Here is a 17,827-nt window from a genome sequence, read left to right as displayed (position 1 = left end):
AAGAATTCACGACCATATTTGGGGGCCAAGCGGGTCCAGTAGTGCATAACCTCGTTTTGTGGAGTAATGGGATATCCAAACATGACCTCTGCCCCTGCAGCCAGAGCAGCCCAGGTCACAATCTCATTACCGGTCATAAACGCTTTTTTGCTTTCTCCAATTGTTGCCTGCATGTTGTCTTAAGCACCTCCCATTCTAAATCAGATGTGGCTTCTTCATTTCCACATAGCGCCGGGCATATACCTCTTAATGTATTTGACCGGCACAGGGAATCGTTCGCCGGGGACTTCATCCCTCAATTTCTCATCAACTGCTACATAATCCACCGGCAGGCCCATTTGCTGGGCAACTGAAAAAACGATTCGGTTTGCATTCAACACTAGTTCTGCGTCAGTCTCATCTCCTAAATGGCTGTTGGCGATAACCGCATCAACACGCCCCAGATTATGCAGGTATTCTACGATCCTATCCTGAGAGTTAGTCATTGGCCGCAGGGCATTAATTACTGCCAGGATTCTTAAGTGCGGCGATTCATAAGCGCCCTCTACCAGATTAAGGGTCTGAGCGCCCATAACGCCGTAACCCACATCTAAAATAATATCCCCTTCGCGCCATAAGGCCCACCTGGCCTGCGGGGTCAACATCGCCCCGGTCTCACCCAGACCGAAGGCATCCTCACTGGATAAGCCAATCACTTCCAACCCTTTTTCCTCTAACAGCCTTTTTAAAGGCCTCAAGGTATAAAACGGTTCAACGGTGTCGAGATCAACGAGAACCACTCGGTGCTCCTGCTGTTTCAGTTCCAGTGCACGATTGATGGCCAATTCGCTCTTGCCGCTGGCGTATTCTCCTATGTAAGCTTCGACTATTCTGTCAATCTGGGAATGAAACCGGAACACCTCCTAACAAGTAATAGTATAAGTATAAAGTAGGGGTAATTGTGCGTCAATAATTTCTATTTGCTCACAAATAATACACACATTGAGCAATATATGTTATCCCTTAATTTTGGCCTTTTTAACGGAGCTTTTATATTATGCCCCAATCCGCACTTTCTACCTAGACCGAGCCAAGGCCATAAAAAAAGGGCTGTTTGCCAGCCTCTATGAACCCCAGGTAATATACGCTATTTATTTAAGCAGATATTGAAAAGCGACCAGCAACAATACTCCAGGTACACCTAAAAAACCAGCGATCAGAATAGTGATGATATTTATAGGTATAAAAAAGGCAAAGTAACTGGCCAGATAGTTGAATATCATCAATAAAACCAATCCTACTACCGAGTTTAATGCCAGCTTCCACAACAGTTGAATCGGCTTTAAAAACATCTTCAGCACAAAATAGAGAATCACCACAACCACAATCGCCGCAATTGCAACATTAATACCGGGCATATCGCTACCCCCTGCCATCCATATTAGGTTTATTGTCTTTGGTTTTGCCAGATTGTTGCTTGGCTTGCTTGATCAGGAAATCATATCGCTTTTCAGCTGCTTTCAGGTTAAAAACTGCACATTCAATCATATCCGGATCCTCCGCCCGGGAAAACATATTATAGGCCAAATCCAGTTCCTGTTTGGCCAGTTCAAGCATCTGTTCCTGCCCGTATGCATCGCTGGCAGGCTCCTCTTTCATACAGATGTATTCTTTGGTTTTCGCCCATATTTTGCTGGCTAATCCCATCGAATCCCTCCTGGCAGTGCTTAAGAGCGCTTTTTACTTCCATCTTATGCCAGGAGCCGGTTCAATATGTCAGATTTCTTTACGGCCTTCTATGGCCTTGCGCAGGGTGATTTCATCGGTATATTCGATGTCGCCGCCAACGGGCAGACCATGGGCCAGGCGCGTGATGCGGACCGGAAAGGGAGCTGTCAGCCCAGCGATGTACCGTGCCAGGACCTCGCCGTCTATATCGGGATTCAATGCCAGGATCAACTCTCTAACCCCCCCCCCGGAAATTTTGGAAAGCAGCGCAGAAAAATCGAGATCTTCCAGGCTGCGGTCGCCCATGAGCTTAAATTCTTTATTAATGACATAGTATTGCCCTCGATACCCGCTGCGCTCAATGGCCATTACATCGCTGGCTTCCTCGGCGACACACAACAAGGTTGTATCCCGGGTCAAGTCCCGGCAAATTACGCAGGGATCAGATTCGGTCAAATACCCGCACTGACTGCAAGGCCTGACGGTGGTGCGTGCCTGAATTATGGCTTCTGCCAATGCCCGGGCCTGCGGTTCAGGCGTCTTTAACAGGTGCAAAGCCAGTCTTTGGGCTGTCTTAGGGCCTATAGTGGGTAGTTTCTGCAGTTGTTCGATCAAGTTTTCCAGAGAACGGGTCAATCTCATGATAAGTCATCCATTCATACAGCTTCTGGTGAGTTATGCCAATTATAACCCGGGGATGTTAAATCCTCCGGTAATTTTGGCCATCTCGGCGGATACCATATCCTGCGACTGTTTCACCGCTTCATTGACAGCAGCTATTATCATATCTTCCAGCATCTCCACATCATCGGGGTCCACTGCTTCGGGAGCTATTTTAAGACTCAATATCTCTTGCTTTCCGTTGACCCGAACTGTAACCGCTCCGCCTCCCGAGGTCACAACCATTTCCCTCTGGCGCAGTTCTTCCTGCATCTGCACGATCTGCTCCTGAACTTTGCGGGCTTCTTTCATCATCTTATTCATGTTGGGCCCCATGGGATTGAACTTCATCCTTATTCCTCCTTATTCCTTGACTTCTACAATATCTTCGCCAAACAATTCCAGGGCTCTTTTTACTACCGGGTCCTGGGCGGAATCCTCCTCAAGGAACACCAGACTGACAGACGCAGAGCGTCCCCAAAGCTCTTTAGCGGATTCCTCGAGTATATTCTTATTGGCGCTTTCTTCCAGCTTTTCTTTGTGAAATTTATAGGCTTTTTTAAAACCGATTGTTATTGCCTGATCTTTATGCTCGAGCAGTTTCCCCTGAGCCAGGAGCGCATGCGTGGGTATCTTCTTTTCTTTCACTGCGGCTAATAGTCTGGCCCATGCCTGCTGTGTGGTTTTGCCGTCGCCCCCGTTCGGAGATTCCGCAGCTTTACTCTGGGTCTTGGTCCCATCTGCTGATGCGTTTTGCGCCGGCTTTGTGACCGATACCGGGGCTTTGGTTCTGACTGTTCGCGGGGGCCTGGCGTCAGCCGACGGCTTTTGCTCCGCCCCCAGGGCCACCAATTCCAAGAACGCCATTTCCAATTGAAAGCGGTTGCCCTCACTGAAACGCAAACGGTCAGCCCCGGCCATTAACGTATTTAAGGCTTTCATCACCTGCGCAGGTTCAATCTTCTCCCGTAAATTATCCAGGTAGGGCCGGGCTGAATCTGTAACCACGGCCAGTTCCGCTTCTGTTCCCAACAGGGAATAGACCAGGAGGTCGCGCAAATACAATACTGCTTCACGGGCAATCTGCTGCGCTTCCTTGCCTTCCTGCAGGGCCTGTCCCAGCATTTCTATAACCGCACCCACATCCCGGGCAAAAATGGCTTCCATTAAACGGCTCAGGTACAAGTCGTCCACCAATCCCAGTACATCCAATACAGCCTGCTTATCAATTTCCGTTCCCTTGTAAGAATAGATCTGATCTAAAGAGCTTAAAGCATCCCTCAGCCCGCCGTTGGCCCGCCGGGCAATCAATTCCAGGCCTTCTGCAGACACCTTCATTTTATTACTCAATGCTACTTGCCTGAGGCGTTCCACAATCTCTTCCGCTGTGAGGCGGCGGAAATGATAGCTCTGGCACCGGGAAAGAATGGTGGCCGGTATCTTTTGCAGTTCAGTGGTAGCCAGGATGAATATTACCGAATCGGGGGGTTCTTCCAGGGTTTTTAACAAGGCATTAAAGGCCTCCGTTGTCAGCATATGTACTTCATCGATTATATAAACCTTCTTTTTTCCCTGGGCCGGCAGCATGCGGACTTTTTCCCGCAAGTCCCGAATCTCATCTATGCCCCGATTAGAGGCGGCGTCTATTTCTATAACATCCATGAAGTTGCCCTGCAGAATGTCCGCACAGGAAGGGCACTGATTGCAGGGTTCCCCTTCTTCAGGACGGCTGCAGTTTACCGCCCGGGCAACTATTTTGGCTATACTGGTCTTGCCGGTTCCTCTTGGCCCCGAAAAAAGGTAGGCATGGGAAACACGCCCCTGCTGGAGTGCATTCTGCAAAGCCTTGACGGTTTTCTCCTGACCGACTACTTCCGAGAAATTCTGCGGGCGCCAGGCTCTATATAAGGCCATATAGGACATGGATTTCAACTCCTTCCCGGCAAATGCCACCATCTATGAGTCCATTATCAAGTAGATTCTCGATAACCTAGCGGTTTCCTGCTGAAAAACCAAAAACAGCAGGTTTCGTCCTGCCGTCAAAATGATTTGCATATAAATTAATAACGCCGTGCACCTGGCCTCGAATATACTCTCCAAGCGTTACTACAGTAGTTAACTCCACCCAGGCTTCCCTTCGTCACATAAGATGAATCCCTTAGTGCTGCTTCCTTCCGGACCTGACACAGTTCAAGATGTCTCATTGCGAAGGACCCAGATTTCGACGTCACTTGTTGCAGTCAGACCTCACAGAATATACCCTCGGCTCAGGAATTCGACCCTGCTATAGCGGGTTGCAGGTTACAGGGCACCGCTAATTCCCCATCTAGCACGGCAAATCTATAAAGAGGCTTTAAACCCAGCCCTTTTCATCTAATTACAGCCTCACATGGTGGGGCAGGTTCAAATTATAACATGAAAATGACGTAATAGCAATTTCGTCCTCCTGGCCAAATTTTGGCCCGATCCGTGCGCATGCCCTTCTACCGATAAACCCTTTTCTTGAGCGGATTGGATCAATTCCGCCACTGCCGGCGATCCGTACAATACACCGGGATAGTTCATCATTTCGGCCAAGGCGGGGCAATCGGGGTATAACTGCAGAGCTTGTTCCAATTCAGCCAGGCCCACCTCTCCACCGCTGGTTTCCATGCAGGTAGCCGGTACACATGGAGGGACCTGCCAGAAAAACTCGACCGGAAGCCCCTGGGAGGACTTTAACATATAGCGCCAGCCATCCATTCCCATCACATTGACGATTTCATGCGGATCGGCCAGAACTGCAGTAGTTCCAGGGGGCCGTAGCATAAGCGAAAGATGCCGGGGTAAGCATGGTGCTCTCGATGTGGATATGACTGTCGATGAAACCGGGGAGAATATAGCGGCCTTTTAAATCTATGACCTGCCTGCCCTCTTGATAGTCTCCTACCCCGGCAATATGAGAGCCGCAAATGGCCACATTGGCCTGTCGCAGTTCACCGTTAAAAACGCTCAAGACCTGGCCGTTGATAAGCAGAACATCTGCCGCTGCCTGGCCCAGAGCGGTTAATCTCATTTTTTCAAAATCTTTTGATACCGGCATGACTTATTCTCCCTCAGACCCCGGTAATTGGGATCAACTAATCCGTCAGCGCTCTTCCCTGTCATAAGGCAGCCCTAGGGCTGCCGGCGGTCCGGCCTCCTGTGCCCGTCTCTGTACGGCTGCGATCAAGACCAGGATCGTCAGGACATAGGGCAGCATCTGTAAAAACAGCGGGGAGATAGTAACCCCGATGGTTTGAAGTCGAAAGGTCAAGGCCTCAACCCCGCCGAATAGATACGCTCCCGCCATGACCCAAAGCGGGTTCCACATGCCGAAAATAACCAATGCCAGGGCAATCCAGCCTCGCCCTGAGGTCATGTTTTCCATCCATGCCGGGGCAAAGGCCAGGGATAGATAGGCTCCACCCAAACCGGCCAGGGCACCGCCCAGGAAAGTATTTAAGTAGCGCATCCGAGCTACGTTAATGCCGTTGGCGTCAGCTGCAGCAGGGTCTTCCCCGGTGGCGCGCAAAGCCAGGCCCCATGAGCTTTTATAGAGCAAAAGATATAATACCGGCACCAGGATAAAACTCAGGTAGACCAGGGCGTCCTGTTGAAACAGCACCCTGCCAATACCTGGAATTTCCGAAAGGCCGGGGATTGGAAAAGCAGCGAAACGATCTGTCAGCGGAGTGCCGACATAGCCTTTGCCAATAAAGGCGCTTAAACCGCTGCCGAAGATAGTCAGAGCCAGTCCGCTCACTACCTGGTTGCCGCGCAGGGTTATGCAGATCAAGGCATGGATTAAGGCCATCAGACCCCCGGCCAGCAGCGCCGCTGCGATTCCCCACCAGTTATTGCCGGTCAATACCGTAACCAGAAAACCTGATACAGCCCCCATCAGCATCATGCCTTCCACACCCAGATTCATTATCCCGGAACGCTCCGCCAGCATCTCCCCGGAGGCTGCCAACAAAAGCGGGGTTCCGGCTTGAACCGCTGCGGCCAGGAACTCAACCATCATGATACTGCTCATCCCTCAACCTCACTTTTATCATTTCTGGCCAGGCGATGACTGAGAAACACCTCTCCGCCTAAAAGGAAGAAAAGCACTAATCCCTGAAGAATCAGGGCAATTGATACCGGCACCCCCTCGGTCTGAATGCTGTAGCCCCCCACCAGCATGCCTCCGAACAAGACTGCTACCGGCACGATAGCCAGGGGGTTCAGGCGTCCCAACCAGGCCACAATTATGGCGCTATATCCATAACCCGGAGACAATCCATGCTGCAGCCGGTGGGTGATGCCAGCGACCTCAAACACCCCGGCAAGCGCCGCTAATGCACCGCTTAATGCCATAACCAGTACGATGTTTCGCGAAATATTCATTCCCGCATAACGGGCCGCATCCCAGCTTTCCCCGATTACCCGTATTTCGTAGCCCCAGCGGCTGCGGCGCATTATTACCCACAGGATGACCGCCAATAACAGAGCTGCCAGCAACCCCAAGTGTACTCTTGAATCGCCCCAAGTAGGCAAAGTGGCATTTTCGGTAAAGCGCGGGGTCAGCGGGAAATTCAGGCCTTTGGGGTCCTTCCACGGCCCCAGGACCAGATAATCCACCCAGAGAATTGCCACATAATTTAGCAACAAGGAGCTAAGGGTTTCGTTCACCTGCAGAGAAGCCCGGAGCACTCCGGGTATATAAGCCCACAGGGCTCCGGCCAGCATGCCGGCCAATATCATCGCCGGCAGCAACACCCAGGCCGACCACTGCCCCCAGGCCAAGGCCACCCCGCTGGCAGCGAAAGCCCCCATATAAATCTGACCTTCAGCGCCGATATTCCAAAGCTTCATGCGAAAAGCCAGAGATATGCCCAAGGCGGCCAGCATCAACGGGATGGCTTTGACCAGGGTCTCCGAAAAGCCGTAATAGCTGCCAAAGGCGCTTTTCAGCATGCTCTCATAGACTATCAGCGGAGAATGCCCGTAAAGCCACAACAAGACAGCACCGGCTAGTAGCGATAAAAGCACCGAAAACAACGGTACCATTATGCGTATGCCCATACCGCTCTCTTGCCGTCTGACTAAATGAAAGGGCATTCAAGCAACACTCCTTTTAATCTTTACATGACTAACTGACCGCGGGTGAAGCCTCTTGCGGCCAGTCTATCCCCGCCATCCAGGCGCCCAGCTGATCCATGGCGGCCTCTCCTGTCGGAATCAATGGCGACAGTCTTCCATTATACATCACCGCCACCTTGTCAGCGTGCTGAAGGATTTCTTCCAGATCTTCCATCACCGCCAGTATAGCGGTTCCCTGGCTGCGGGCTTCATCCAGCAGGGCATAAACATGCTCAGCGGCGCCTACGTCCAGGCCGCGGGCTGGATAGGACGCCAGTAATAAGGCTGGCTTGGGCAGCAGTTCTCTGGCCAGCATCAAGCGCTGCAGGTTGCCTCCCGATAGCAAGCGAATCGGACTAATCAAATCGCGGGTCGAAATAGTAAACCTCTCCACCAGGCTCTTTGCCACCTGATCAATATGTTTAGATTTTAATAAGGTCTTAGAACTGTAGGCGGGACTCTGGTAATCGCGCAATATGATATTTTCAGCCACGCCCAAGTTGCCGACCAATCCGGTATGCATCCGGTCTTCCGGAATCATGCGCACGCCTCTTTGCAGCAACTCCCGCACAGTAAGACGGGTGATATCGCTTCCCTGCAAAAAGACCCGCCCGGCAGTTGCCCTTCTCATACCCGCCAGGGCTTGCAGGAGTTCTTCCTGTCCATTGCCGGCCACGCCGGCTATGGCCACCATCTCCCCTTCTCTAGCCTCCAGGTTGATCCCTTTGACCATAAGCTCTCCCCGGTCGCCTGCCACCTGCAACGCTTCCACCTTCAATGCCACCGAACCGTCTTTCTCTAGGAGCTTGCGGTAATTCGTCCGGGTCTCCCGCCCTATCATCGTGCGGGTCAAGCTGCGACTGTCCACCCTGCTAATAGGCAGGCTTTCAACAACCTCGCCTTTGCGCAAGACTGTTACCCGATCAGCTACTGCCATAACCTCATTGAGTTTGTGGGTAATTAAGATCACGGCCCGGCCCTCGTCTGCCATCTGCCTCAGGATTGTAAAAAGCTCCCGGGCCTCCCCGGGGGTCAGCACTGCGGTGGGCTCATCAAGAATCAGCACCTCGCTTTTTCGGTAGAGGGCGCGAAGTATTTCCACCCGCTGTTGTTCTCCCAGCGATAAGCCGCTCACTTTTTTGTCGGGATCCAATTGGAAACCATAATGTGCGATGGTCTTTTCAACTTCCGTTTTAAGCTGTTTTTTTCGTATCCAGAAAGGATAGCGCTTGTCTCCCAATATAATGTTTTCAGCCACGGTTAAACGCGGAACCAGCATAAAGTGCTGATAAATCATCCCGATGCCTTTAGCCATAGCGTCTTGAGGAGAATTAAACGCTACCGCTTGCCCCTTGAGTATGATCTTACCCTTATCGGGGCGATACATGCCCGCCAGAATACTCATTAGCGTGGTTTTACCGGCTCCGTTTTCGCCCAGCAAAGCATGAATCTCCCCGGGCAGCAAGCACAGGTCAACACCGCGGTTGGCCTGCACACCGGGGAAGCATTTCCAAATATTCTGCATTTCCACTAAGGCAACTGTCATGATTCAATATTAGAGGCGGCCTTGGGCCGCCTCTTCTCCCTTGGTTTCAACCGGGGCTGTTCTTTATTGTGCAGGAATCGTTCCCACTACCCCTTCAACAAACCAGTTAAGGGCCAGCATATCTTGATCGCTCATGGTCTGGCCGGCTTCAATTTTGATGTTCCCTTGCTGGTCTTTGACAGGGCCTTTAAATACGTCAAATTTCTTTTCCTTGAGACCGGTTTCCTGTGCAGCTACGTTTTGTTTGACATCTGCGGGAACCTTATCGGAAATGGGGGCCAAGGCTACGATGCCGTCTTCCAATCCGCCCCAGTAGTCTCCGCTTTTCCAGGTGCCGTTCTTAACCTGTTCAACTGTTCTGACATAATAGTCTCCCCAGTTGAAAATGGGGGAAGTCAGGTTGGCATTGGGGGCGAAGGGGTGCATGTCACTGTCGCAGCCAATGGCCAAAACGCCCTTTTCTTCGGCAGCTTGTTGGGCCGCATAGCTGTCTTGATGCTGCGTAATCAAATCGCAGCCGTCCTCTATCAGACTTAAAGCCGCCTGTTTCTCCTTGGCCGGATCATACCAGGTATTGGTCCAGACTACTTTTACTGTAGCGCTGGGGTTTACTTCCCGTACCCCTACCGTAAAAGCATTGATACAGCGTATCACCTCAGGGATCGGATAGGCTGCCACATAGCCGATTTCGTTGCTTTTGGTCATCTTGCCTGCCACCAGGCCGCTCAAATAACGGGGCTGATAATCCCGCCCAAAGTAAGTGCCTACGTTGGCATCCCGTTTGTAGCCGGAGCAGTGCATAAAGACCACATCCGGATACTTGGGCGCTACTTGGATGACGCTGTCCATAAAACCATAGCTGGTGGCGAATATCACTTTACAGCCCTTCTGCGCCAGCTCATTTAAAGCCCGTTCCGCATCGGCGCCCTCGCTCACGCTTTCTTGAAAAATGGTTTTCACGTAAGGCAGTTTCTCTTCCAGATATTTTCGGCCTTGATCGTGAGCATAGGTCCAACCCGCATCACCGGGGGGGCCCACATAGATAAAGCCCACCAGCAACTCCTGTCCTGCAGCCGGCGGGGCCGTCTGAGACTCTTCCTTTTTGTCTGCACAGCCTGCCACAACCGTTAACATAAAGACCAGCAGCAGCATTAGGGCCAGATTTTTCCTAGTAGGTCTCTTCACGGTTCAACCTCCTTCAAATCATAGTTTTAGTATCCAACTGGGGCAGCATACATGGAGTTATTAATTCTTGGTTTACTTGCACAATTCCTCCAGTAATTTCGATTATTCGTCAATAAATAATCTATATCCGCATTAACGGCTTTTATCAAATGCAACTCCTCAATTTGTGCAAGCAGGTTCATTTTGTTAAATATTTTCCCGCTCCGTATAGTGAGTGTGCAGGAATTTGATCGCTTTATCTTGATAAGGTTTCCCCAGGAATTCCTTATAAAGCTCCTGCACATACGGATTTTCATGAGACTTTCTCAGGGTTTTATTCCGGTCTTCATTGTAGATGGCCCTGGTGCGAGCCTTCAATACCTCGATGTCACCGTGGTGATAAGGCTGCCCGCCGCCGCCCACGCAGCCGCCGGGACAAGCCATAATTTCGATAGCGTGGTAGCGGCATGAACCATCCCGGATACTTTCCAGGAGTGTTCTGGCATTTCCCAGCCCGTGAGCAACGGCGATGCGCACATCCATACCATTGATTTTGACAGTAGCCGATTTGATGCCTTTCATACCGCGCAGCTCCTCAAAATCGACCTTCTCCAGAGTGGTTTCGGTCAGCCATTCATAAGCCGTCCTCAAGGTGGCTTCGATTACCCCGCCGGTGGCTCCGAATATTACCGAAGCACCGGTGGACTCACCCAGCGGATTGTCAAATACTTCGTCTTCCAGCACTTTAAAGTCTATAGCGGCTTCTTTGGCCATTTTGGCTAATTCCCGGGTGGTTATGACATAATCAACATTTCTGCTCCCTTTGTTGCTGAGTTCAGGCCGGGCTGCTTCGTATTTTTTGGCCAGACAGGGCATCACCGATACCACTATAAGTCTTTGCGGGTCTATTCCGAATTTCTCACAATAGTAGCTTTTAGCGATGGCGCCGAACATCTCGTGGGGAGATTTGCAACTGGAGGGGATAGCCATCAAATCAGGGAACTGGTGTTCAAAGAACTTGACCCAGGCCGGACAGCAACTGGTCAATATAGGCAGAATGCCATTGTGCTGCAGGCGGTGTACAAACTCTGAGGCTTCTTCAATTATGGTAAGATCCGCCGCAAAATCCGTATCGAATACTCTGTCAAAACCCAATTTCCTGAGCAGGGCTACCATTTTGCCGGTCACCGCCTGCCCGGGTTCCATGCCGAACTCTTCGCCCAGGGCTACCCTAACTGCAGGAGCGGTTTGAACAACTACAAATTTATCGGGATTATTGATGGCATCCCAAACCTCACTGACCACACTCATTTCCGAAAGGGCCGCGGTGGGGCATACCGCCACGCATTGACCGCAGAATGTACAGGCGGTTTCCATCATAGGCAATCCAAAGGGGGGTTTGATAATGGTCTCAAAACCTCTGCCCACAGCTGAGAGTACGCCGCAGGTTTGGAAGTCGTTGCACATAATTTCGCATCTCCGGCAGAGTACGCATTTATCAGGATTTCTCTGAATGGAATTGCTGGAGCAATCTTTTTCATAGCAGGACACAGCCCCTTGGTATTTGAGCTCATTTCTTAAGCCCAGCTTAGCCGCCAGCTGCTGCAGATCACAGTTCTGGTTCTTTTCGCAGACCAAACAGTCCTGGGGATGATCGGACAGCAGGAGTTCCACCGAGGTTCTCCTGGCCCTGATCGCTCTGGGGGTGCTGGTTTTGACCCGCATTCCCTCGGTTATTGTAGTGATACAGGCCGGGGCCAGATTTTTTCTGCCTTCGATTTCCACCATGCATACCCGGCATGAAGCCTCTTTGAAGGCTACTTGGGGATTGTGCAGATCGAGATGACATAGTGTTGGAATATCTACATCAACCAGACGGGCGGCCTGCAATATGGTCAAATCTGCTGGAGCTGACAACTCTACACCATTAATTTCGATTTTTACTTCATTCATAATTTTCTCCTCCCCTAGCGCTTCTCTATGGCGCCAAATTTACATACCGCCATGCAAGAACCGCATTTGATGCACTTATCCTGTATGATACGATGCGGCTTTTTGACTGCGCCTTCGATGCATTGTGCCGGGCATTTTTTCACACAAACCATACAGCCGCTGCACTTTTCGGGATCGATGCAGTATGCTAAAAGAGCCGAACAGCGCCCGGCCTGGCACTTTTTGTCTTGAACATGCCCTACGTACTCCTGGTGGAAGTATTTCAAGGTGCTGAGTATGGGGTTGGGGGAACTCTGTCCCAAGCCGCATAGAGAAGTATCCTTAATGGTTTCGCCAAGCTCTTTGAGCTTGGCAAGATCTTTCAGGCTTCCCTTGCCGCCGGTTATTTTATCCAGCATCTCATAGAGTCGCTTATTGCCTATTCGACAGGGCGTGCATTTCCCGCAGGACTCTTCTACGATAAATTCCAGGTAAAACTTGGCTACATCGACCATGCAGTCATTTTCATCCATGATAATCATGCCGCCCGAACCCATCATAGAGCCAATAGCAGCCAGGCTGTCATAATCTATCGGGGTATCCAAATATACTGCGGGAATACATCCCCCGGACGGTCCCCCGGTCTGAGCCGCCTTAAATGCCTTATCATCGATAATGCCGCCACCCATTTCATATACTATCTCACGCACGGTTATACCCATAGGGACTTCGTACAGACCGACTCTTTTTATTTTTCCAGCCAGGGCGAATACTTTGGTGCCCTTGCTTTGTTCTGTGCCAATTGAGCTAAACCAGTCCGGTCCTTTAAGGATAATGGCGGTGATATTGGCCAGGGTTTCAACATTATTCACCGAAGAAGGCCGGCCCCAAAGGCCGCTTTCCGCCGGAAACGGAGGCTTGTTGCTGGGCTCGCCCCGGTCTCCTTCAATGGAATGAATCAGCGAAGTTTCTTCCCCGCAAACGAAGGCCCCGGCTCCATATTTGATGTCTATATCAAAGTCAAACCCGGTGCCCATAATGTTTTTGCCCAACAACCCGGCCTGTTGGGCCTGCTCAATAGCGATCAAGAGCCTGGCAACCGCCAGAGGGTATTCTGCTCTTATGTATACATAGCCTTGACTGGCTCCAACCGCATGACCCGCAATAGCCATGGCCTCCAGAACACTATGGGGGTCGCCTTCCAGAATGCTTCTGTCCATAAACGCACCGGGGTCGCCCTCATCCGCGTTACAGATGATATACTTCTGATCGTCCCGGGCTAAGGCTGTGGTTTTCCACTTTAAACCTGTGGGGAAACCGCCGCCGCCTCTGCCTCTGAGGCCTGACCCAATCACTTCTTGAATAATCCCCTCCGCTGTTTTTGTGGTGAGACATTGTCCCAAAGCCCGATAGCCTTGTACCGCTATATAGTCTTCAAGGGATTCCGGATCAATTGTGCCGCAGTTCCTCAAAGCAATACGCACCTGCCGGTCGTCAATTCCCGGTTTAGGAATCCGCTGGTGTTCCAGCAGCCGGTTTCCTGCCAGATGAATTCTCACTATTTCCCTGGCGCTATCCTGATCTACATAGCCGTATACTACCGCAGGCTGATGGGGCCGCACCACTTCGAAGGTAGGCTCCGCATAGCAGCTGCCCATACAACCGACCCTAATCAGTTCAACATCTGTAATTTCAAGCTTTTGTATCTCATCCTGCATGGCTGCCATGGAATCCTTGGCCCCGGCAGCTATGCCACAAGTCCCGAATCCGACATATACCCGGGTAACGCCGCTGGGTTTGGAAAGCTCTGCATGAAGCGATTTGAGTTCATCAAAGCTATTTATTCTCCTCATTGCCAAACCTCCCCCTTACTCGTATTTCGCCAGTAAATTGTCAATCTGATCAGGGGTTACCCAACCAAATACTTTGCCGTCAATACTTACTACCGGGGCTAATCCGCAGGCTCCCACGCATCTCAAGGGGTCGATGCTGAATTTGCCGTCTCCGGTGGTCTGACCCGCTTTTACCCTGAGCTTCTCCTCGAGCATCTTAAGAATGCTTTCCGAACCTCTCACAAAACAGGCTGTGCCCATACAGATTTGAATAATATGCTCCCCTTTGGGCCTTTCTGTGAAATAGGAATAAAAGGTCACAACTCCATTTACCTTGGAGCTGGGGATGTTAAGCTTTTTGCCCACATAACTCTGAACTTCTTGCGGCAAATATCCAAAGATGGACTGGGCCTGGTGCAAAACGGAAATTAGTGCGCCTTTGGTATCTTCCAAAGATGAGATGTAACGATCAAGTTGGCTGAATTTTTCTTCTTTCAAAACATTTTTGCAGTCACTGCACATCAGTATCATCCTCCTAAGTAATAAAACAATATATGCACTTTATTTCACAATCTTAAGCCATGTTCTAGTTTAATAGGGTGATAATGCAAACGCAAAGGGCGAAACCGGCTATTTAGGCAAGTCTGTTAAAGCTAGCCAGCCGCAACGACATATTTCGACATATTATGGCCTTGTGAAAAATTTATCTTCCGCTTGCGTGGTTTTTACTTAAAAGCCGCATACTTATTCCCGAAGTAATCTATCTGCCACAGCGGTGCTCTTCTTGCTCTTTGGACTCCACCAATTCGTGCCAAACCAGCAAGTATCTCAAATCAAGTGTCAGAAGCAAAGCTATGCCAAATAATAAATAAACCGGCTTCCAGTATATCTGGAATGCCGGTTTATTAACAATACTCGCGCGGACCGCTCGCAGCAACGAGACCGAGCCGTCTCTTCTGTTTTTGGGGTAATTCCGAGAGCTGGTTTTTGCCTTAAGTCCTATGATCAGATTATCATGGGATTAGTTGGTGAACCACTGCGTAACGTAGATAGACCTGTCCTTCTGGTAGAAGCCCAGACCTACTTTGGAGAAGCTCTTGCTGAGTATATTGGCGCGATGGCCGGATGAATTCATAAAGGCATTGTGGGCCCCTTTAACACTAGTGTTTATGGCAATGTTTTCACCGGCGGCCGAGTAGCTGATCCCCAGGCTTTGCATCATATTGAAAGGGCTGCCATAGGTAGGCGAGGTATGGCTGAAGTAATTATTTACTGCCATATCCTTGGATTTTAGGTAAGCCCCATCGCACAGTTTTTTGGTAAGAGTCAATGGTGACAGGCCATTGGCTTTGCGATCAGCATTTATGTATCCCAGCATTTCGTTTTGCATGGCGGAAAAATTGCTGTCGTCTGAAGACGTTGAAGGAGTATAAGGCTTAACGAGATTTCCGGATACACAACCTACCGTGTCTTTACTGTTCTTGACCACATAAAATCTGCCGATCTTGCCGATAACATCTAAAACAGTCCCTTTTTTGTAAGTGGTTATAATCCTGTGGTTGGTACTGGCCCCGGTCCTGAAATTCACCGTACTGGCAGTGACCTGAACTTGTTTGACAGTGGTGCTTGTAAAGACGCCTGCAACTTCGTCTACCGGGGCGGTGTTATCGGGAATCTGCAGGGGGATGCATATAAACAATAACATCAAGACTACTGAGAAGAGTTTTTTCATGATTGCTACCTCCTTTTCCACATTATTAACCAATGTTCTTACCGTTTACTAGTGTAAAATATAACCATTGACAAATTTTGCAGTCTTAACCTTAAATCCCAATAACAGTATTTAGCCGCCAGGCAGCCCTGCTCAACCTTTGTTGAATAAGGTCCTGCATACCTTATTCTTGGGGTGTTACCGGTGCTCCAAAATTGATATCTGAATGGGATGAAAAATTATAGGATTTATAGAATTAGTATTCAGCATTCTGATCCTCCCCCTTCATTAAAATCTTAAGCTTTTATTAAGATAATTGCGGCTAAATGGTCATTAGCTTGAGGGTATAATGATGATGGACATATTCTTATTGGGAGGGAAGCTGATTTTATGCCGGCTAATATCCTGATAGTCGATGATGAGCAAGCTATCGCGGATCTGGTGGAAGTCTACCTAAAGAACGAAAATTATACGGTTTTTAAATACTATACCGGGCAGGATGCCCTTAATTGCATTCGCACAGAGAAATTGGACCTGGCGATCTTAGATGTGATGCTTCCCGATATCGACGGATTCACCATTTGCCGGCAAATCCGCGAACAATACAACTACCCGGTCATTATGCTGACCGCCAAGGAAGAAGAAATTGACAAAATTACCGGGCTGACCCTGGGGGCTGATGATTATATCACCAAGCCTTTTCGGCCTTTGGAATTAGTTGCCCGCGTCAAGGCGCAGCTGCGCAGGTTCACCAGGTACAATACTGCGGGGCCCGACCGTGAAGAGCGGCTGATCGCGTTTTCGGGCCTGGTGCTGGACAAGGATACCCATGAATGCAGGTTAAACGAGAGGCAACTTTCCCTTACTCCCACAGAGTTCTCGATTCTATGGGTTTTATGTTCCAACCGCGGCCGGGTGGTCAGTTCCGAAGAGTTGTTCCAACAGGTTTGGGGTGAAAAATATTTTACCAGCAGCAACAACACCGTTATGGTTCATATCCGGCATTTACGGGAAAAAATGAATGATTCGGCGGAACGGCCCAAATATATCAAAACCGTATGGGGAGTTGGCTACAAGATTGAGAAATGATTTCTCCAGACTGAACAGAAAAATATTGCTGCAGGTACTCATGATTGCATCAGCGGCTATACTGCTAGGAATATTAATTCAGCATATCCTCATTGATGGATTTCTTCAGGATATCTTTGCCAGCGGGTTTGTAGCCTTCTGCCAAAATGTTCTGTCATTATCCCAGCGGGAGAGCATCAATTTATATCAACAACTGTTCCGCAACAACAAAACCCTGTGGCTGGCTGGCGGTTTATTCCTCCTGTTACTATTTCTCTTTTATTGGGCTTTGGCGCGAATGACAAAATATTTCAATGAAATAAGTGCGGGCTTGGATAAGCTGGTTGAGGGGGCCGCGGAGGACATTGTTCTATCCCCGGAAATGGACTTTATGGAGTCCAAGCTAAATAAAGCCAGAAGCATATTGGAACAGCGGGAACGGGCCGCCAAGGAAGCCGAGCAGCGCAAGAACGACTTGCTGGTTTATCTGGCCCATGATATTAAAACGCCGTTGACTTCGATCATCGGTTACTTGAGCCTTTTAGACGAAGCCCCGGATATGCCGGTGGCGCAGAAGGCCAAATACACCGCTATTACCCTGGAAAAGGCCTACCGTTTGGAAGTTTTAATCGATGAATTTTTTGAGATTACCCGATTTAATTTGCAGGATATGGTCTTGAATAGACAGAGGATCAATTTACCGTTCATGCTCCAGCAGATGGCTGATGAATTCTATCCCCTGGCGGCTCCGTTGGGAAAGCAGATTTTGATTAATGCCGCGGAGGGCCTTACCCTGTGGGGAGATGCCGATAAATTGGCCCGGGTGTTTAACAATGTCTTAAAGAACGCCATGGCTTATAGCTATGAGAACACCCCCATTACTATTGCTGCCGTTGAGGACAACACCAACATAGTTATCACCTTCGCAAACCGGGGCGACCCCATTCCACCCGGAAAGTTAGACACCATCTTCGAGAAGTTTTATCGATTGGATTCCTCCCGCCCCTCCCATACCGGAGGCGCTGGATTGGGCCTGGCCATAGCCAGGCAAATACTGACCGC

The 17,827-nt window shown here is 49.9% G+C and carries 18 protein-coding genes and 1 other RNA gene; 2 read left to right on the top strand and 17 right to left on the bottom strand.

The annotated features are described in order from the left end of the window. Positions 1 to 215 precede the first annotated feature (215 nt). The 17 genes from B2633_RS09415 to B2633_RS09335 all read right to left on the bottom strand — a co-directional run bounded on the left by B2633_RS09415 (position 216) and on the right by B2633_RS09335 (position 15,718). Positions 216 to 899: a hypothetical protein gene (locus B2633_RS09415; protein ID WP_483170356.1), complete on the bottom strand. Its 684-nt coding sequence runs from the start codon at positions 897 to 899 to the stop codon at positions 216 to 218. 231 nt (positions 900 to 1,130) lie between these two features. After that, positions 1,131 to 1,397 carry a pro-sigmaK processing inhibitor BofA family protein gene (locus tag B2633_RS09410; protein WP_481042036.1) on the bottom strand — a complete coding sequence of 89 codons (267 nt, stop codon included), beginning with the start codon at positions 1,395 to 1,397 and terminating at the stop codon, positions 1,131 to 1,133. A gap of 4 nt (positions 1,398 to 1,401) precedes the next feature. Next, the gene (locus B2633_RS09405; protein ID WP_483170355.1) at positions 1,402 to 1,686 is read right to left on the bottom strand and encodes a DUF2508 family protein; all 285 of its coding nucleotides are present in this window, start codon (positions 1,684 to 1,686) and stop codon (positions 1,402 to 1,404) included. Positions 1,687 to 1,755: 69 nt separating this feature from the next. Then, the gene (recR, locus tag B2633_RS09400) at positions 1,756 to 2,349 is read right to left on the bottom strand and encodes a recombination mediator RecR (protein ID WP_481042032.1); all 594 of its coding nucleotides are present in this window, start codon (positions 2,347 to 2,349) and stop codon (positions 1,756 to 1,758) included. A 42-nt stretch (positions 2,350 to 2,391) separates the two neighbouring features. Next, the gene (locus B2633_RS09395) at positions 2,392 to 2,718 is read right to left on the bottom strand and encodes a YbaB/EbfC family nucleoid-associated protein (protein WP_483170354.1); all 327 of its coding nucleotides are present in this window, start codon (positions 2,716 to 2,718) and stop codon (positions 2,392 to 2,394) included. 12 nt (positions 2,719 to 2,730) lie between these two features. Continuing rightward, positions 2,731 to 4,281: a DNA polymerase III subunit gamma/tau gene (gene dnaX / locus B2633_RS09390; RefSeq protein ID WP_483170353.1), complete on the bottom strand. Its 1,551-nt coding sequence runs from the start codon at positions 4,279 to 4,281 to the stop codon at positions 2,731 to 2,733. Positions 4,282 to 4,436: 155 nt separating this feature from the next. Beyond that, positions 4,437 to 4,702: signal recognition particle sRNA large type (ffs, locus tag B2633_RS09385), an RNA gene on the bottom strand. Between the two features lie 68 nt (positions 4,703 to 4,770). Further along, positions 4,771 to 5,175, bottom strand: coding sequence for a hypothetical protein (locus B2633_RS09380; protein ID WP_483170352.1), 405 nt, complete (start codon positions 5,173 to 5,175; stop codon positions 4,771 to 4,773). Further along, entirely contained in the window at positions 5,129 to 5,449 is a 321-nt protein-coding gene (locus B2633_RS09375; protein ID WP_483170351.1) for an amidohydrolase family protein, read from the bottom strand. The genes B2633_RS09380 and B2633_RS09375 overlap by 47 nt, the downstream gene beginning before the upstream one ends. 45 nt (positions 5,450 to 5,494) lie before the next feature. After that, entirely contained in the window at positions 5,495 to 6,424 is a 930-nt protein-coding gene (locus B2633_RS09370) for an ABC transporter permease (RefSeq protein WP_481042026.1), read from the bottom strand. Then, entirely contained in the window at positions 6,421 to 7,491 is a 1,071-nt protein-coding gene (locus B2633_RS09365; protein WP_483170349.1) for an ABC transporter permease, read from the bottom strand. The genes B2633_RS09370 and B2633_RS09365 overlap by 4 nt, the downstream gene beginning before the upstream one ends. A 31-nt stretch (positions 7,492 to 7,522) precedes the next feature. Beyond that, the gene (locus tag B2633_RS09360) at positions 7,523 to 9,058 is read right to left on the bottom strand and encodes an ABC transporter ATP-binding protein (protein ID WP_483170348.1); all 1,536 of its coding nucleotides are present in this window, start codon (positions 9,056 to 9,058) and stop codon (positions 7,523 to 7,525) included. Positions 9,059 to 9,121: 63 nt separating this feature from the next. Beyond that, the gene (locus B2633_RS09355) at positions 9,122 to 10,210 is read right to left on the bottom strand and encodes a BMP family ABC transporter substrate-binding protein (protein WP_483170358.1); all 1,089 of its coding nucleotides are present in this window, start codon (positions 10,208 to 10,210) and stop codon (positions 9,122 to 9,124) included. 219 nt (positions 10,211 to 10,429) lie between these two features. After that, entirely contained in the window at positions 10,430 to 12,175 is a 1,746-nt protein-coding gene (locus B2633_RS09350; RefSeq protein ID WP_483170347.1) for an NADH-dependent [FeFe] hydrogenase, group A6, read from the bottom strand. A 14-nt stretch (positions 12,176 to 12,189) separates the two neighbouring features. Further along, entirely contained in the window at positions 12,190 to 14,007 is a 1,818-nt protein-coding gene (locus tag B2633_RS09345; RefSeq protein ID WP_483170346.1) for an NADH-ubiquinone oxidoreductase-F iron-sulfur binding region domain-containing protein, read from the bottom strand. Positions 14,008 to 14,022: 15 nt separating this feature from the next. After that, positions 14,023 to 14,508: an NADH-quinone oxidoreductase subunit NuoE gene (gene nuoE, locus B2633_RS09340; protein WP_483170345.1), complete on the bottom strand. Its 486-nt coding sequence runs from the start codon at positions 14,506 to 14,508 to the stop codon at positions 14,023 to 14,025. Between the two features lie 499 nt (positions 14,509 to 15,007). Next, the gene (locus B2633_RS09335; RefSeq protein ID WP_483170343.1) at positions 15,008 to 15,718 is read right to left on the bottom strand and encodes a CAP domain-containing protein; all 711 of its coding nucleotides are present in this window, start codon (positions 15,716 to 15,718) and stop codon (positions 15,008 to 15,010) included. Positions 15,719 to 16,087: 369 nt separating this feature from the next. On the opposite strand from B2633_RS09335, the gene vanR reads away from it, so the two are divergent. Both vanR and B2633_RS09325 read left to right on the top strand, forming a co-directional pair. Continuing rightward, on the top strand, positions 16,088 to 16,786 hold the full coding sequence (vanR, locus tag B2633_RS09330) for a VanR-ABDEGLN family response regulator transcription factor (protein ID WP_483170342.1): 699 nt from the start codon (positions 16,088 to 16,090) through the stop codon (positions 16,784 to 16,786). 40 nt (positions 16,787 to 16,826) lie between these two features. Beyond that, on the top strand, positions 16,827 to 17,827 hold a 1,001-nt coding region (locus B2633_RS09325), incomplete at its 3' end, for a sensor histidine kinase (protein ID WP_483170341.1).

Origin of the sequence: Syntrophomonas sp. UBA1041, assembly GCF_002316705.1 — a bacterium.
GTDB lineage: Bacteria > Bacillota > Syntrophomonadia > Syntrophomonadales > Syntrophomonadaceae > DTU019.
This window is presented reverse-complemented; position numbering and strand designations above follow the sequence as displayed.

Bases quoted from the DNA above. Each gene is read 5' to 3' on its own strand.
- B2633_RS09410 (WP_481042036.1), bottom strand. From the start codon at position 1,397: ATGCCCGGTATTAATGTTGCAATTGCGGCGATTGTGGTTGTGGTGATT.
- B2633_RS09405 (WP_483170355.1), bottom strand. From the start codon at position 1,686: ATGGGATTAGCCAGCAAAATATGGGCGAAAACCAAAGAATACATCTGT.
- recR (WP_481042032.1), bottom strand. From the start codon at position 2,349: ATGAGATTGACCCGTTCTCTGGAAAACTTGATCGAACAACTGCAGAAA.
- B2633_RS09395 (WP_483170354.1), bottom strand. From the start codon at position 2,718: ATGAAGTTCAATCCCATGGGGCCCAACATGAATAAGATGATGAAAGAA.
- dnaX (WP_483170353.1), bottom strand. From the start codon at position 4,281: ATGGCCTTATATAGAGCCTGGCGCCCGCAGAATTTCTCGGAAGTAGTC.
- B2633_RS09380 (WP_483170352.1), bottom strand. From the start codon at position 5,175: ATGCTACGGCCCCCTGGAACTACTGCAGTTCTGGCCGATCCGCATGAA.
- B2633_RS09375 (WP_483170351.1), bottom strand. From the start codon at position 5,449: ATGCCGGTATCAAAAGATTTTGAAAAAATGAGATTAACCGCTCTGGGC.
- B2633_RS09370 (WP_481042026.1), bottom strand. From the start codon at position 6,424: ATGAGCAGTATCATGATGGTTGAGTTCCTGGCCGCAGCGGTTCAAGCC.
- B2633_RS09365 (WP_483170349.1), bottom strand. From the start codon at position 7,491: ATGCCCTTTCATTTAGTCAGACGGCAAGAGAGCGGTATGGGCATACGC.
- B2633_RS09360 (WP_483170348.1), bottom strand. From the start codon at position 9,058: ATGACAGTTGCCTTAGTGGAAATGCAGAATATTTGGAAATGCTTCCCC.
- B2633_RS09355 (WP_483170358.1), bottom strand. From the start codon at position 10,210: ATGCTGCTGCTGGTCTTTATGTTAACGGTTGTGGCAGGCTGTGCAGAC.
- B2633_RS09350 (WP_483170347.1), bottom strand. From the start codon at position 12,175: ATGAATGAAGTAAAAATCGAAATTAATGGTGTAGAGTTGTCAGCTCCA.
- B2633_RS09345 (WP_483170346.1), bottom strand. From the start codon at position 14,007: ATGAGGAGAATAAATAGCTTTGATGAACTCAAATCGCTTCATGCAGAG.
- nuoE (WP_483170345.1), bottom strand. From the start codon at position 14,508: ATGTGCAGTGACTGCAAAAATGTTTTGAAAGAAGAAAAATTCAGCCAA.
- B2633_RS09335 (WP_483170343.1), bottom strand. From the start codon at position 15,718: ATGAAAAAACTCTTCTCAGTAGTCTTGATGTTATTGTTTATATGCATC.
- vanR (WP_483170342.1), top strand. From the start codon at position 16,088: ATGCCGGCTAATATCCTGATAGTCGATGATGAGCAAGCTATCGCGGAT.